This is a genomic window from Thermotoga sp. Cell2 (assembly GCF_000789375.1).
GTDB classification, from domain to species: domain Bacteria; phylum Thermotogota; class Thermotogae; order Thermotogales; family Thermotogaceae; genus Thermotoga; species Thermotoga petrophila.
Genome location: NZ_CP003409.1, coordinates 1034533 through 1049856 on the forward strand (window position 1 = coordinate 1034533; position 15324 = coordinate 1049856).

Genomic DNA, 15324 nt, shown 5'->3' on the forward strand with positions numbered 1-15324 from the left:
CAACAAGCCTCTCACCAGTCCCACTGAAGCGGAAGGGCTTGCGAGGCTATTTTTCTGTCATTTTTGAAAGAATACTGTGATAAAATTCAGACAATAAAAAGTTGAATCTCAGAAGGTGACAACTGTGAATAACGGTCATTTTGAATTTTTGAAAAAAGTGTTTTATTCTTTACAACCTGTAATTGGTTTTGTTCTTCTGGAAAGCGACAGTGAGAATGGAAAGCTCTCTGTGAGAGTTTCCGAGGGGAAAGTTCCTCCCTTTTTCAAAGAGGGGTTTTTCTTTACTTCAGAGGAACTGACTCATCTTATCAATGTATGTAGTAGCACATCTGCAATTATCTCAGTATTGAAAGACAGTAAGTATAGAAGGTCTTTGATCCTATATCTAAAAAGGCCTTTGAGCAAAGATGCTCTTCTTTTGATTCAGACTCTGCTGACGACCTTTGAAAGGGAAGATCTTTCGTTTGGTATAAAAGAACTGGAATACATGGCCTATCACGATCCGTTAACAGGGCTTCCAAACAGACGCTATCTCTTTGAGTTAGGAAAAAGATATCTGGATTTAGCAAAGCGTGAGGGAAAGAAGGTATTCGTTCTTTTTATGGATCTTGCTGGGTTTAAGGCGATAAATGACACATACGGCCACTTGGTAGGTGATGAGATATTGAGGACAGTTTCAAAAAGGATTCTGGACAGGGTAAGAAGAAGCGATGTGGTGGCCCGATACGGTGGCGATGAGTTTACCATTCTCCTCTACGATATGAAAGAAGAGTATCTGAAATCTTTCCTGGAAAGAATTCTTTCCGCCTTCAGAGAACCCGTCAGAGTGAGAAACACAGTTTTAACTGTTGCATCGAACATAGGTGTTGCCGGATTTCCCGAAGACGGGGAAAATCTTGAAGAACTTTTGAAAGTAGCGGATATGAGGATGTACAAAGCAAAGGGAATGAGAGCACTATATCTCCTGCGTTCATGATTTTTCAATTTTTATTCCTCCTTTTTTCAGAATTCTTATCTGTTTTTTAACTTCGGCAAGTTATAAATATCCTTCGTGGAAAGGCTGATAGAACTTTCTTCCCAGGTTATAAAACTTTACGAGGAACTGGATGGTATTCAGAAAGACCTTCCCACCTGTGGTGGATGTAGGGAGTGTTGTAATACTCCCTCTGTTAATATTGAAGCCACCGTTCTCGAGTTTATTCCCCTCGCAATTCACCTCTTGCAAAACGATTCAATAGAGAAGTGGCTAGAAATACTTGAGAACGTTGATGAACTGGATCGATGTGTACTCTTCGATCCACACTCTGAACGTGGTGGTTGTTCGTATCACTCTTTCAGACCGCTGGTGTGTCGCCTCTTCTCGGGAAGTTATGTTCTTAGAAAGGAAAAACCAGAAGTGTGGGGATGCAAATATCTGAAACCTGTGCTTTCCAGTCTTATTGAAAGCCTTCCAAACTGCAGTGAAGTATACTCAAAACTGCTCGCCATAGACTTCTTCCTCGCGCAAGAAAGATATCCCATAAATATAGCCCTGAAAAAGGCATTGGAATACGTTTACTATCGGATTTTTCCGGTGTTCAATTTCAAAAATGCATGGGGTAAATCAAAAAAAGAAAAGGGATGTCTCTTCGACATCCCTTCAATCATGGCGCCCCCAAGGGGATTCGAACCCCTGCCTCTGGCTTGAAAGGCCAGTGTCCTAGGCCGCTAGACGATGGGGGCATGAGGTATGCACCAGAAAGAAATATACTATAAAATACGGAATTGTTCAAGTGGTCGAGGATGTAAATAAATCGTTACGGGATAATGCTTCATGTGAATTACTGTCTTCTATCTTTTTGATCCCAGAATCACACTCGTAGTTCATTTGTTCAGTATAGCAACCGGTTTACCAGTACGATTTAATAACTTCCAGTGTTCATCCAAAAATCAAGGGGGCCACGAGGCCCCCGTTATCTCTTTACTGTTTCTTTCTGTCGAAGAAAGCAAAGATCAGAGCGATTATACCAACTACCAGGCCGTTCGCAAGCGCTGCTCCTTTGGAACCGGTTATACCCGGAATGAAAGCGGCTATGATCAACCAGATTCCCAGCAAGAGCTCAATCCAGCCAGCAACTTTTGAGGTTCCAAGCATGAAAATACCCGCTATCAGAAGAACAACACCGACGATCAGAAAATCCGCAATGTTCGCTCCTTTGCTGCCGACGATTCCAGGAATGAGGGAAGCAACGATCAACCAGAGCGAGAAGATGAGGACAAGCCAACCTCTCCAAGACATACCAATCCCTCCTCTCATTGGGAAATTTTTAAAACGTACTTAAAACCTTCCCTGAGCACATTTTTGACGTGTTTGTTGTTCAGTTTGTATCGCATGTATCTACCGTGACGTTTGGCTTTTACGAGGTTCAGATGTCGCAGAACTTTGAGCTGAGCTGACACTGCCGATTGATCCATCCTCAGGATCTCGGCTATCTTTCCAACGCACATCTCTTTTTTCGAGAGGAGGAGCAGTATTCTGAGTCTTGTTGGATTTGAAAACATCGAGAAAAATCCGATAAATGCTCTATCATCTCATCGTTTGCTTCTATCCACTGCTTGCAAGCGAATTTTTCCAGATCGAATTCGTTTTCCATACTAAAGCTGTCAACCACGGTCATCACCTCTGAGCAAGTAAATAAACATATGATCATCTGTTCATATGTTATATCCTCCCGTGATTCAAAGTCAAGTCGTTAATGAAACGGTTTCATGAAATTTTGAGGAAAATACTTATCATTCTATGTGGCTGGCATCCCCAAGAGTATTCGAACACTTGCTTTTGACCTGGTATTGTAAAATGATAAACAGCTCAACAACGTTTTCGGGGGATGTGAAGCACTTGAAACCCGTTTTCTATCTTTTACTCAGTGTTTTAGCGGCGTCCTTTTCGGGGATACTCATAAAACTCTCTTCTCTTCCACCTGCGACCATCGCTTTCTACAGGGTTTTCATCGCTTCACTGTTTTTCTTTCTGGTGAAGAGAAGAGTTGAGCTTTTTTCTTTGAAAAAGGAAGTTCTCTCTTTGGCTGCTGGCTTTTTCCTTGCGATGCACTTTTTCTTCTGGGTTTCTGCCTTCAACCACACCACCGTTGCCGGAGCCGTTATACCTTTGACGCTTCAGCCTGTTTTAACGGGATTGCTCTCGTGGCTGGTCTACGGTGAAAGGCTCGGCCCTTTCAGAATCGTCACGGGAAGCACGGTCGTTGCGGGGGTGGTACTGGCTCTTGCTGGAAAAGAGGGTTTTTCAGGTATTTCGAGGGGTGATTTGCTCGCAGTTATCGGTGTGGTGTTCTTTTGTGGATACCTTGTTCTTGGAAGATACCTGAACAGGGCCATGGGAAGTATGAACTTCAGCCTGAAAACACACGCCTTAGCTTCGACTGTTCTGGCTTTTCTTGTGCCATCGTTCAGGGTCGTTGAAGCGAGGGAGTGGTTCATTCTCATCGGTCTGGGGGTGGGATGTTCGTTTCTGGGGTATCTTTTCATCAATCTCTCGCTCAAATATTTACCTTCAAGCGTAGTGGGTGTTGTTCTGGTTGGAGAGCCGGTTCTTTCTATTCTGTGGTCTTTTCTTCTTTTGGGTGAAACTGTAACATTTTTTGAAATCATCGGTTTTATAGTTGCAGTGGTAGGACTTGTATTATTCATTCTGAAAACTTGAAACTGTCCAAATAAAGTATTAGAATATATCACAGGAGCGAAGCGAAGTCTCATAAGACGCGGTAATATTCACGAGGGGGTGTTTTCATGCCTTACATATACAGATGCAAAAAATGTGGAGCAATCTACTACTCCGCAACGTCCATTGAATATCAGCTGAACAAATACTGCGAAAAATGCGGCGGAGAGCTCGAACAGCTGGGTGAAGAAGGAGAAGTGATGGAAATGGAAAAAGAAGAGGAAGAAAGCAAAAAAAAGAAGAAAAAATGAGGGAGGCTTTGCCTCCCTTTCAAATTTCTCTCAGGACTTTTTTGAGTGTCTCAACCGCCAGGTCTATCTCTCCGTACTCTACCGTGAGCGGTGGTAAAAGTCTGATTGTGTTGTTGCCTGCCGGAACGACGAGCAGTTTATTTTCAAAGCATTTCGTGGCGATCTCTCTGTTGTTCACTTCCTCTCTAAACTGAATCCCTATCATAAGCCCCATTCCCCTCACGTCGGCTACCAAGTCGAATTCTTCTTTCATTTCCTGGAGCTTTTTCATGAGGTAGTTTCCTTTCTCTTCCACTTCTTCGAGGAAGCCTTCCTTCGTCAACTCTTTGATCACGGTCACCCCGGCCCTACAGGCGAGCGGGTTTCCTCCGAACGTGGTGCCGTGATCTCCCGGCTCCAGAACATCCGCCCTTTCGTTCACGATGACAGCTCCGATGGGGACTCCCCCACCGAGTCCCTTGGCGGTTGTGAGAACGTCCGGAACGACTCCGTACCTTTGATACGCGAAGAGTTTTCCTGTCCTTCCCATTCCACACTGAACCTCGTCGAACACAAGAAGTGCATCGTACTCGTCGCAGAGTTTTCTAGCCCCTTCAAGGAATTCTTTGGTGGCTGGTACTATTCCGCTTTCTCCCTGAATCGGTTCGAGGAACACAGCACACACGTCTTCTGACATCTTTTTTCTCAGATCTTCTATGTTGTTGAACTCGAAGTATTCAAAACCGGGAACGAGCGGTTCGAAAGGTTTCTGATATTTCGGCTGTCCCGTCGCTGTGAGGGAGCCCAGAGTTCTTCCGTGGAAAGAGTTGTGGGCGGAGAGGATTTTGTATTTTTTTTCACTCTTTTTCTTTCCGTATTTTCTCGCTATCTTTATGGCGGCTTCGTTCGCTTCGGTTCCCGTGTTCGCGAAGAAAACATTGCCACCGAACGTGTTCTTCGACAGAAGTTCTGCCAGTTCCATCTGCGGACGGTTCCAGAAAAGATTTGAACAGTGAATGAGTTTCTCTGCCTGATCCTTTATGGCCTCCACCAGTCGAGGATGAGAGTGTCCGAGGACGTTCACCGCTATTCCTGAAGTGAAATCGAGATACGCGTTTCCTTTTTCGTCATAGATCCAGGAGCCTTTGCCATAGACAAACGTTGCTGAAAACCTGCTGTAAGTGTTCATCAGATACATCTTTACCCCTCCAGTTCTTTTATCATGGTTCCGATACCCTTCCTGCTGAATATCTCCAGCAGGATCGCGTGTTCCAATCCCCCGTTTATGATGTGAACGGCTCCCACTCCCCCCCCTCACTGCAGACACGGCGCATTCAACCTTTGGAATCATTCCCCCCGTCACTGTGCCGTCTCTGATCAGATCCTCTGCTTCGTCCGGTGTCAGAGTGGAGATGAGTTTATCACCCTTCAGAACACCGTCCACGTCCGTGAGGAGGATGAGCTTTTCTGCCATCAGGCTTTTCGCTATCTCTGCAGCTGCGGTATCGGCGTTTATGTTGTAGGAGTGACCGTCTTCTCCTATTCCCACAGGGGCGATCACCGGGATGTAATCGTTTTCTATCAGTGCATGAAGAATTTCTGGATTGACCTTCTTCACTTTTCCAACGTAACCTATGTCTCCGTGTTTCGTCTCCTTTTCTGCCACTATGAGTTTTGAATCTTTTCCACAGATTCCAACGGCCCGTCCACTGTGCAGGTTCAAGTTCATCACGATTTCTTTGTTGATCTTTCCAACGAGGACCATCTCAACGATCTCCATGGTTTTCTCGTCGGTCACCCTGTGCCCGTTCTTGAAAACAGGTTCTATACCGAGGTCCTTCATCATCTGGGAGATGGCAGGCCCTCCACCGTGAACGATGATCGGTTTTATCCCGGTGTACTTCAGGAGAATTATATCCTGGATGAAGGCTTTCTTTGCGTTCTCCTGCTTCATCGCACTGCCGCCGAACTTTATGACAAAGGTTTTTCCGTAGAATTCCTTTATGTATGGAAGAGCTTCGAGGAGAACGTTGACCGTGTCGATCCTCATGTTCTGTACCTCCCGTTTATCTCAACGTACTTCTCTGTGAGATCACATCCCCACGCTTTTGCGGTCTCTTTTCCCTGTTTCATGTCGAGGATTATTCTTATCTTCTTTTCGCTGAGAATCTTCTTCGCCTCTTCCTCGTCGAAAGGTACTCCCTGCCCGTTTTCCGCCACCTTTATCCTTCCTGCCTCGCTTTCAAAGAACAGGTCGAGTTTGTCGGGATCGAAAGTTGCACCGGAGTACCCCGCCGCGGCGATGATCCTTCCCCAGTTCGCGTCCTCCCCGTATACGGCTGTCTTCACGAGGTTTGAGGAAACGATCGATCTGGCGATCAGTCTCGCTGATTTCATATCTGGGGCGTTGACAACATGAACTTCCATGACTTTCGTTGCTCCTTCGCCGTCTTCCACTATTTTCTCCGCGAGAACCTGATTCACCTCGTGAACGGCTTCGTAGAGCTTCCAGAAACCATCCGTTTCGGGCTGGATCGTTGTGTTGCCCGCAAGACCGTTTGCGAGAACGATCACCATGTCGTTCGTGCTCGTGTCTCCATCGACGTCTATCATGTTGTAGGAATCATCGACTGAGAGCTTTAAGAGTTTTTTCAGGGCTTCTTCGGAAATTTTCGCGTCTGTCGTTATGAACGAAAGCATGGTCGCCATGTTGGGATGAATCATGCCGGATCCCTTGGCGATTCCTAGAACGGTGATTTCTTTTCCGTCGATCGTCACCTTGGTGCTGTGCATCTTCACCTTTGTGTCGGTTGTCATGATTGCCTCGGCAAACGGAAGAGGATCGTTTGAAAGCACCTTCACCGCTTCTTCTATACCGTTTTCCACCTTGTCCATGGGAAGCTGAACCCCTATTACCCCTGTGGAAGAGACGAGGACGCTTTCAACAGGAACACCGAGCTCTTCAGCCGCTTTCTCTGCCATCCTCCTTGCGTTGATCATTCCCTGTTCACCGGTACATGCGTTGGCCACACCGCTGTTCACAACGATCGCTCTGATGCCGTTCGGATTCTTCTTCAGTATCTCCATGTCGTAAATCACCGGTGCTGCTTTAACAACGTTGGTGGTGAAGACTCCCGCTGCAACACACGGCGCTTCAGAGAAGATGATCCCGAGGTCTCTTCTTTTCTTCTTTATCTTGCAGTGTACTCCTGCGAACCTGAAGCCCTTGGGAGTGAACACTCTTTTTCAACCCCTTTCATGGATATATTGGAGTGAATTCGAGTCCTTTTGTCTCGGCCAGCCCGAACATGATGTTCATATTCTGAACTGCCTGCCCCGACGCCCCCTTCACGAGATTGTCTATTGCACTCATCAGTATGAGAGTGTTTGTTCTTTCTTCCATCTGCATACCAATGAACACGTGGTTGGATCCATAGCACCATTTTGTTGAGGGATAAATTCCCGTGGGAAGAACATGAACGAACGGTTCGTTCCTGTAGAATTCGAGGTACGCTTCGTATATCTCTTCGAGGGATTTATCCGTTTTCACGTATATCGTCGAGAGGATACCACGTGTCATGGGAACAAGATGAGGTGTAAACACCACGTTCACTTTCTTACCTGAGATCTTCTCAAGTTCCTGTTCCATCTCGGGAACGTGTCTGTGCTTTGCCACGTTGTAAGGTCTGAGACTTTCGTTCACCTCGGAAAAGAGATAATCCACCTTTTCTTTTCTTCCCGCTCCGGAAACTCCAGATTTCGCGTCGACCAGTATCGTTTCCGGATCCACAAGGTTGTGCTTCAGTGCGGGAGCGAGAGCGAGGATGACGCTCGTGGGATAACATCCGGGGTTTCCCACCACCTGAGCGTTCTTTATCTCCTCACGATGGAGTTCTGGAAGTCCATAGACTCTTTTTACATTCTCGTATCCCGGTAGCTCTTTTTCGTACCACTCTTTGTACACCTTCGGATTGTCGAAACGAAAATCCGCGCCAAGATCTATTACCCTAACACCTTCAATCTCTTTGACGAGATCATAGCTCGCACCGGCCGGAAGCGCTGTGAAAAGAACATCGCAATTCTTTGAAACTTCCTCTGGATCGAACTCGCTGAGCACACTGTCTTCTAGTGTCGAAGGGAAGACTTCTTCGAGTTTCTTTCCAGCGTAGGTTCTCGAGGACAGATAGGTTATCTTCACCTCGGGATGGCTCTTCAAAAGCCTGACGAGTTCCAGCCCTGTATACCCTGTCACACCTATTATTCCAGCTCTGATCAATCTTTTTCCCTCCCGTACTTTTCCGCCACCATCCTGTAAGCGTCACGGAACGGCACTCCCTGTTTCACAAGTTCATAGACCTTGTGTGTGGCCAGTACTTCCTCAGTAATACTAGACTCGGATCTTTCTTTATCAACTTCAAGATGGTCAAAAATTATTTTCATTATTCTTACGATATTCTTAACAACTTCGAAAGCCTCTATCACCGGCTTCTTCAGAAGCTGGAAATCTCTGTGGTAACCGAAGATGAGATTCGACGGCAGGGTGACCGTCATCAGCATCTTCGAAACTATCGCGTGGTGGTAGGCCCTTACGAGTTCCAGTGGATCCGGATTTATTTTGTGCGGCATGATGGAACTTCCTGTGCAGAGCTCTTTTGGTAGCTTGAGATAACCTATCTCTGGAAGAGAAAAGAATATGATATCGGAGGCGAACCGGTTCAGATCGTAAGATATCTGAGAGAGCGTGTGAAGAATAAGATATTCGAACTTTCCCCTGCTGTTCTGGGTGTAGATGGGATTCCACTGGACCCTCGAGAATCCGAGTTCTTTCGCTGTGAACTCTCTGTCTATGTCGATGGGAACACCGTAGCCAGCTCCCGTCCCCAGAGGAGATTGATCTACGATTTCGTAAGTTGTTTTTAGAAGTTTCAGATCGTCTTCGAGGGCGTCTTTCAGCGCCCCAGCCCACGTTGCAAAATCAGTTGGCATCGCCTTTCTGGTGTGGGTGTATCCTGGAAATTTCACGTCACCGAACTTTTCTATGAATCTTTCCAGGCTCTTTTGGAGCTCTCTGATGAGGTTTTCTATCTCTTTCAATTCTTCCTTGTACATGAGTCTCAGTGCGGTTAAGACCTGATCGTTCCTTGAGCGAGCGGTGTGTATCTTTTTTCCGATCTCTCCAAGCTTTTTCACGAGGAAGTTCTCGATGGCAGTGTGGCAGTCTTCCTCCTCCGGTTTTATCTGGAACTTTCCTTCTTTTACAAGATTGAGGAGTTCACTGAGCGCTTCTTCTATTTTCTTTTGTTCTTCCGCACTCAGAAGGCCTATTTTGTGTAGCATCCTGGAGTGTACTATGGAGGCCTTTATGTCGTATTCTATGATCTTCATGTCCGTTACGTAATCGTCTCCGACGGTGAATTTTTCTACTTCTTCGTTGACTTTGTAGCCCTTTTCCCAGAGTTTTTCGCTCATTTTTGATACCCCTTTTTCACGAGCTGGTGGACCTTCAACCTCAGGGCGTGAATGTTGATGAAGCCTTTCGAGTCAGTGGCATTGAATCCTCCTTCGACGTCCATGCTCGAAAGTTCCGGATTGTACAGCGAATACGGTGAATACCTCGCAACGGGCATGACGTTTCCTTTGTATATGGATACTGTCACCTTTCCGGTCACGTTCTCCTGTGCTTTTCTGAACGCTGCGAGGAGGAACTCCATTTCTGGAGAAAACCAGAAACCGTTGTATATGAGCTCCGCAAACTTCGGAGCGAGCATGTCTCTCAAGTGCATGACTTCTTTGTCCATGGTGATTCCTTCGAGATCTCTGTGGGCGGTCCACAGGATCGTCGCACCTGGGGTTTCGTACACCCCCCTTGATTTTATACCTATGAATCTGTTTTCAACCATGTCGAGTCTTCCCACCCCGTTTTTCGCACCTACTTCGTTCAGATATTCGAAGAGTTCGAGGGGATCTGTTTTCTCTGTTCCATCTTTGAGGTTCACAACTTTCACCGGAATGCCGTTTTCGAAATGGATCTCGAGCAAGGTTTCTTCATCCGGAGCGTCCTTTGGGGAGACTGTCCATGTGAACACGTCTTCATCAGGTATGTAAGCGGGATCCTCCAGTTTGCCCGCTTCGTGGGAAATGTGCATGAGGTTTTCGTCTTCGCTGTAGGGTCTTTTTTGGAGACTTTGATTGGAATCCCTTTCTCCATGGCGTAGTTTATGAGATCTGTTCTGCCCTTGAATTTGGCGAGAAATTCGGGGTCTTTCCAGGGTGAGATAACTTTGAGATTTGGATTCAAAGCGGCGTAGGTGAGCTCGAACCTCACCTGGTCGTTTCCTTTCCCGGTCGCACCGTGCGCAACGTACTGTGCCCCTTCTTTCTCGGCTATTTCCACCTGTCTTTTGGCTATGAGAGGTCTTGCAATAGCGGTTCCAAGAAGGTACCTTCCTTCGTACATGGCGTTTCCAAGGAGTGCGGTGAATATGTAATCTGTGACGAATTCCCTTCTGAGGTCTTCCACGTAGACTTTTGAAGCGCCTGTTTTCAATGCCTTCTCTCTGATTGCATTGAAATCGTCTTTCTGACCAATGTTCGCAACGTAGGCTATCACTTCGAAACCTTTTTCGCAGAGCCACTTCAAAATGACGGAAGTATCGAGACCACCGCTGTATGCAAGAACAACTTTCTCTTTCATGATGAACCCTCCTCTTTTTTCTTGATAGCATAATTATAGGATTATTTGAAATGATTTATATGAAGTGTTTTTTCACTGTTATTTTCAGTTTTGTAAAGGATACGATCCACATATTATTTTCGTGTTTATGAATATCAATTACGGAAAGGGAATCTCTGTCAATATTGGGAATCTTCCATATCTTTACGCTTTTCGTTTTTGCCAAATGAAAACTTGAACGAATAAACGATTGAGTGTATAATATTTTTCTGGTGTGGAGAGGAGAGGTGGCCGAGGGGTCTAAGGCGCACGCCTGGAGAGCGTGTGGTGGCCAAAAGCCACCCGTGGGTTCAAATCCCACCCTCTCCGCCAGAGAAAGACCGGGACTTTTCAGGTCCCGGTTTTTCATTCATCATACGGGGTGGGTGAGAGCATGTTTGAAGAAATGATCCTCGAGAAGGTAAGAAAAGAAGCGGAAAGGATAGCAGAAGAGCAAGGGCTGGAAATATTCGATGTTCAATACAGACGTGAGAGCAGAGGATGGATCCTCAGAATCATCATAGACAATCCCATGGGTTATGTGAGTGTAAGAGATTGTGAACTCTTTTCGAGGGAGATAGAACGATTTTTGGATCGTGAAGACCTCATAGAGCACTCCTACACACTCGAAGTCTCTTCGCCGGGACTCGACAGACCTCTGAGGGTCCGAGAGATTACGTTCGTTTCACTGGAAAGCTCGCAAAAATAGTAACAAAGGATGGAAAGACCTTCATAGGAAGAATTGAATCTTTTGTCGATGGAACGATCACGATCTCGGACGGGAAGAAGAAATACGAAATAAACATCGATGATGTGAAGAGAGCGAATCTGGAAGTGGAATTTTAAGGAGGTGGCATTATGAACATAGGCTTGCTGGAAGCCCTCGATCAGCTGGAGGAAGAAAAAGGAATTTCCAAAGAAGAGGTCATCCCTATCCTCGAAAAAGCGCTGGTGAGCGCCTACAGGAAGAACTTTGGAAATTCCAAGAACGTGGAGGTTGTTATAGATAGGAACACAGGAAACATAAGGGTATATCAACTCCTCGAGGTTGTGGAAGAAGTGGAAGATCCAGCGACACAGATATCTCTCGAGGAGGCGAAAAAGATCGATCCCCTCGCGGAAGTTGGATCTATTGTGAAGAAGGAGCTAAACGTTAAGAATTTTGGAAGAATAGCCGCGCAGACGGCAAAGCAGGTTCTCATCCAGAGAATCAGAGAACTCGAGAAGGAAAAACAGTTCGAGAAGTATTCCGAGCTCAAAGGAACGGTTACAACCGCTGAAGTCATAAGAGTCACAAGCGAGTGGGCGGATATCAGAATAGGAAAACTCGAGACAAGGCTTCCAAAGAAAGAGTGGATCCCCGGTGAGGAAATCAAAGCCGGTGATCTGGTGAAGGTCTACATCATCGATGTGGTTAAAACAACCAAGGGGCCGAAGATACTCGTGAGCAGGAGAGTACCGGAGTTCGTAATTGGCCTGATGAAACTCGAAATTCCGGAAGTGGAGAATGGAATCGTGGAAATAAAGGCTATCGCCAGAGAACCCGGTGTTCGAACAAAGGTGGCAGTTGCATCGAACGATCCGAACGTGGATCCCATAGGTGCCTGCATCGGTGAAGGAGGATCAAGGATAGCCGCCATACTGAAGGAGCTCAAGGGTGAAAAACTCGACGTTCTGAAGTGGTCGGACGATCCTAAACAGCTCATAGCGAACGCCCTCGCGCCGGCTACCGTCATAGAAGTGGAGATACTCGACAAAGAGAACAAGGCCGCACGCGTTCTAGTTCCTCCGACACAGCTTTCCCTCGCCATAGGAAAAGGAGGGCAGAACGCGAGACTCGCTGCAAAGCTCACAGGATGGAAAATAGACATAAAACCGATCATGAACCTGTGAAGCAGAAGGAGGTGCTCAGATGTACGAAGAACTTCGAAACGAATTGAAGAAGAGAAAATACAGAATCACGGCACAGAGAGAAATGATTCTCAAGATTTTTCTGGAGTCACGAGGAAGACATCTGGGAGTAGAAGAGGTTTACCGGGAACTTCTGAACAGGAACGTTCGAATAAGCAAAGCCACGGTTTATAGATCGGTGGAACTTCTTGTGGAGCTTGGATTTCTGAGAAAGCTGAACTTTGGAGAAGGGCTTTACAGGTACGAGCTGGCCGAACGATCTAACAGGGAATCGCATCAGCACGTGATTTGTCAGAAGTGCGGGAGGATCGTGGAGATAAACTCGGAACAGGTGAATAAGATAATATCAGACATCTCTGAAAAAACAGGTTACGTTATAAAATGGCACGACCTGAAATTTTACGGAATATGTCCCGAATGTCAGACGAAAGAAAAAGAAGAGGAAAAAGGATCAAAATGAAGTAAAGATGCTGTGGGAGAGGAACTTCAGGGAACAGATTCGCCAGTTTTATGAACCAGTTCAGAGGAAGCGAGACGATGTTTGTTATCTCTGCTGCGATCAAAGCGGATGTTTTGAGACCCAGGAGGAATAGAAGAAACGAAAGGTGAGCGAGCCACGTTACTGGTATCATAAGAAAAGACACAGGAATGGAAAAAAGCAGAGCCGAGATATTGGTTCCTCCAAAGAAAAGACAGAGAAACGGTAGAGCCGACAGATAAGCCTTCACTGTCAGTTCGAAAATGTTTTTCGACTCCAGTATGCAAAGGGTGACAAAGAAGGACAACAGGAAAGAGGGAGTGAAAACAACGGTGGGATCCACGATCATCATAAAGGATCCCACCGTTGCCGTTGTATGAAGGGGAGTCGTCCTGAAACCGGCAGTTCTGAACACTACCCAGAGAAAAACGGTCAGGTAAGCCCTGATCACAGAAGGCGTTCCCACTGTGATCACATAGGGAACGAGTAGCAAAAGCGCGGCAAGTTCCTGGTACGTTCTTCTCCATGTCAGAAAAGACAACAGCGTTGTGTAGAGTGAGAAAGCTATTCCCACGTGCAGTCCTGAAACCGCAAAGAAGTGTCCCAAACCACTTCTGTAAATATCTTCGTTTTTCTCCCCAAAGAGCACGGAAAGAACTGTTCCGTTCGTCATTCTGGAGAAAGACTCTTTCAGGGTCTTGAAGGAGGGCTTTTCGACCTTTTTTATGTACGAAGGGTGAAAGGCCTTTCCATCGAGGTATCCGATTGCGTAGACGTATCCCTCTTCTTGGGTTTCTATTCTCACAGGGTGTATCCTCTTCCACTCTTCTTGAAACACTTTTGCCTGTTTCAGTCTTCCCTTTTCAGCGTACCCCACCAGTTCGTAGTTTCCAGCGGGAAGGGTTCCAATCTGGTAGAGGGAAGCGCTCAGAAGAGTGAAAAATATCACCACAGAAATATCTTTGTTTCTTTTCCAGAAAATAGCTGCCAGTAGAAAAAGCATGTACCATGGAAAACGAAAAAGGGCGCCGATCAGCGCCCCGAGACACAGGGAGAAGAAAACGAGTATCATGCTCCGAATTTTTCCAGCCTTCCGGCGTACGCGAGCGCCAGTGTCATGACATCGCTTGCGTGGATCGTTCCAAGTGTGCCCCTCGCGCATTCGAACTCGTTGAAAGCCTGAGAGAGACCTCTTCTTGTGTATTTGGACCAGATGAGAAGAGGTACGGGATGCCAGCTGTGTGCTTTCAGCGGAACGGGAGTGGAATGATCACCCGTGATCACAAGAACGTCGGGATTCAGAGAGACAATCTCTGGAATGATTGCATCGACTTCTTCTATCACCTTCACCTTTTCTTCGAATTTTCCATCCTCACCGTAAGAATCGGTTTTCTTCACGTGGACGTAGAAGAAGTCGTAGTCGTTCCATTTTTCCTTCAGCGTTTTTATCTCGTCGGCCACTGTCTGGCCCGTTTCTATTATTTCCATTCCCACGAGTTTTGCAAGTCCCCTGTACATCGGATAAGTTGCTATGGCTCCCGCTTTCATCTTGTAAACTTGAGGGAATTTCGGAAGATCCGGGTATTTGGAGAAGCCTCTGATGAGGGCGAAGTTTATCTTCGAGTTGTCTTTCAGGACTTCCGCTATCTTTTTGATCAGTTCGTTGACGATCCTTGCCGTTTTTTTCGAAGGTTCGTCCAGACCTTCAGCCCAAGCCATGGGATGTCCTTCTTTTTGAGGATCTGCGTCCGTCACTTTATCTCCGAGTCCTTCCCCCGTGAATTTCACGACAAACCTGTGTTCTTTTCCAGGATAGAAAGTGATCTCAACGTCTTCGATCTTCTTTATCTTTTCCGAGAGCAGCTGAACCACCTTGGCGGATTCTTCTGTGGCAGGCCTTCCGGCTCTTCTGTCGAGGACCACTTTTCCATCCCAGGTGGCGAAATTTGCCCTTGCAACGACGTCTTTTTCTCCCACTTCAACACCTATACCGAGAGCTTCGAGGATTCCTCTTCCAATCTGGTACTTTATGGGATCGTATCCAAAGAGCGAAAGATGTCCTGGTCCGCTTCCCGGGGTGATTCCAGGAAGAACGGGTATCGTCTGTCCAAGATCGCTTTCCTTTGCTAGGTTGTCCAGATTCGGAGTGTTCGCAGCCTGAAGAGGTGTTTTTCCATTCACGGGAATGTCCCCAAGACCATCCATTACGAGGAGAACAATCTTTGCTTTCTCTTCCGTGACGAGTTTCGATACGAATTCCTGTTTATCGAACATC

General features: G+C 46.4%; 14 protein-coding genes, 2 tRNA genes and 3 pseudogenes. 8 read left to right on the forward strand and 11 right to left on the reverse strand.

The window, feature by feature from the left end:
• The first annotated feature begins 418 nt into the window (after window positions 1–418).
• Window positions 419–976 (forward strand): GGDEF domain-containing protein, encoded by a 558-nt coding sequence (locus CELL2_RS05165; RefSeq protein ID WP_241208627.1) that lies wholly within the window; start codon window positions 419–421, stop codon window positions 974–976.
• Between the two features lie 75 nt (window positions 977–1051).
• The gene (locus tag CELL2_RS09130; protein ID WP_081952598.1) at window positions 1052–1687 is read left to right on the forward strand and encodes a YkgJ family cysteine cluster protein; all 636 of its coding nucleotides are present in this window, start codon (window positions 1052–1054) and stop codon (window positions 1685–1687) included.
• Here the strand turns inward: CELL2_RS09130 and CELL2_RS05170 are convergent.
• The 3 genes from CELL2_RS05170 to CELL2_RS05180 form a co-directional block, all read right to left on the reverse strand.
• Window positions 1647–1722 (reverse strand) — tRNA-Glu (locus CELL2_RS05170). The genes CELL2_RS09130 and CELL2_RS05170 overlap by 41 nt on opposite strands.
• Window positions 1723–1960: 238 nt before the next feature.
• Entirely contained in the window at window positions 1961–2278 is a 318-nt protein-coding gene (locus tag CELL2_RS05175; RefSeq protein WP_012310897.1) for an SPW repeat protein, read from the reverse strand.
• A 14-nt stretch (window positions 2279–2292) separates the two neighbouring features.
• Window positions 2293–2541, reverse strand: coding sequence for a helix-turn-helix transcriptional regulator (locus tag CELL2_RS05180; protein WP_052123910.1), 249 nt, complete (start codon window positions 2539–2541; stop codon window positions 2293–2295).
• Window positions 2542–2869: 328 nt separating this feature from the next.
• Between CELL2_RS05180 and CELL2_RS05185 the strand changes: the two genes are divergently transcribed.
• A complete protein-coding gene (locus tag CELL2_RS05185; RefSeq protein WP_235231203.1) occupies window positions 2870–3700 on the forward strand; it encodes a DMT family transporter in 831 nt (276 codons plus the stop codon).
• 86 nt (window positions 3701–3786) lie between these two features.
• Window positions 3787–3969 carry a hypothetical protein gene (locus CELL2_RS05190; protein WP_011943618.1) on the forward strand — a complete coding sequence of 61 codons (183 nt, stop codon included), beginning with the start codon at window positions 3787–3789 and terminating at the stop codon, window positions 3967–3969.
• A gap of 19 nt (window positions 3970–3988) precedes the next feature.
• Here CELL2_RS05190 and CELL2_RS05195 read toward each other — a convergent pair whose 3' ends face one another.
• The 6 genes and pseudogenes from CELL2_RS05195 to CELL2_RS05220 all read right to left on the reverse strand — a co-directional run bounded on the left by CELL2_RS05195 (window position 3989) and on the right by CELL2_RS05220 (window position 10642).
• Window positions 3989–5146, reverse strand: a complete 1158-nt coding sequence (locus tag CELL2_RS05195; RefSeq protein ID WP_038033109.1) for an aspartate aminotransferase family protein — start codon at window positions 5144–5146, stop codon at window positions 3989–3991.
• 2 nt (window positions 5147–5148) lie between these two features.
• A pseudogene (argB, locus tag CELL2_RS05200) lies at window positions 5149–5998 on the reverse strand (acetylglutamate kinase).
• Window positions 5995–7188: a bifunctional glutamate N-acetyltransferase/amino-acid acetyltransferase ArgJ gene (gene argJ, locus CELL2_RS05205; RefSeq protein ID WP_038033106.1), complete on the reverse strand. Its 1194-nt coding sequence runs from the start codon at window positions 7186–7188 to the stop codon at window positions 5995–5997. The pseudogene argB and the gene argJ overlap by 4 nt, the downstream one beginning before the upstream one ends.
• 16 nt (window positions 7189–7204) lie before the next feature.
• On the reverse strand, window positions 7205–8224 hold the full coding sequence (argC, locus tag CELL2_RS05210) for an N-acetyl-gamma-glutamyl-phosphate reductase (RefSeq protein ID WP_038033105.1): 1020 nt from the start codon (window positions 8222–8224) through the stop codon (window positions 7205–7207).
• The gene (argH, locus tag CELL2_RS05215) at window positions 8221–9417 is read right to left on the reverse strand and encodes an argininosuccinate lyase (protein WP_038033104.1); all 1197 of its coding nucleotides are present in this window, start codon (window positions 9415–9417) and stop codon (window positions 8221–8223) included. The genes argC and argH overlap by 4 nt, the downstream gene beginning before the upstream one ends.
• A pseudogene (locus CELL2_RS05220) lies at window positions 9414–10642 on the reverse strand (argininosuccinate synthase). The gene argH and the pseudogene CELL2_RS05220 overlap by 4 nt, the downstream one beginning before the upstream one ends.
• Before the next feature lie 260 nt (window positions 10643–10902).
• Here CELL2_RS05220 and CELL2_RS05225 point away from each other — a divergent pair.
• The 4 genes and pseudogenes from CELL2_RS05225 (at window position 10903) to CELL2_RS05240 (ending at window position 13031) form a co-directional block, all read left to right on the forward strand.
• A tRNA-Ser gene (locus tag CELL2_RS05225) sits at window positions 10903–10993 on the forward strand.
• A 61-nt stretch (window positions 10994–11054) separates the two neighbouring features.
• A pseudogene (gene rimP, locus CELL2_RS05230) lies at window positions 11055–11506 on the forward strand (ribosome maturation factor RimP).
• A gap of 12 nt (window positions 11507–11518) precedes the next feature.
• On the forward strand, window positions 11519–12553 hold the full coding sequence (gene nusA / locus CELL2_RS05235; RefSeq protein WP_012310906.1) for a transcription termination factor NusA: 1035 nt from the start codon (window positions 11519–11521) through the stop codon (window positions 12551–12553).
• 19 nt (window positions 12554–12572) lie between these two features.
• The gene (locus CELL2_RS05240; RefSeq protein ID WP_038033102.1) at window positions 12573–13031 is read left to right on the forward strand and encodes a Fur family transcriptional regulator; all 459 of its coding nucleotides are present in this window, start codon (window positions 12573–12575) and stop codon (window positions 13029–13031) included.
• Here CELL2_RS05240 and CELL2_RS05245 read toward each other — a convergent pair.
• Complete coding sequence (locus CELL2_RS05245; protein WP_038033101.1) at window positions 12946–14121, reverse strand: ComEC/Rec2 family competence protein; 1176 nt, start codon at window positions 14119–14121, stop codon at window positions 12946–12948. The two genes, CELL2_RS05240 and CELL2_RS05245, sit on opposite strands and share 86 nt — an antisense overlap.
• Window positions 14118–15323, reverse strand: a complete 1206-nt coding sequence (locus CELL2_RS05250) for a 2,3-bisphosphoglycerate-independent phosphoglycerate mutase (protein ID WP_012310909.1) — start codon at window positions 15321–15323, stop codon at window positions 14118–14120. The genes CELL2_RS05245 and CELL2_RS05250 overlap by 4 nt, the downstream gene beginning before the upstream one ends.
• Between the last annotated feature and the right edge of the window lies 1 nt (window position 15324).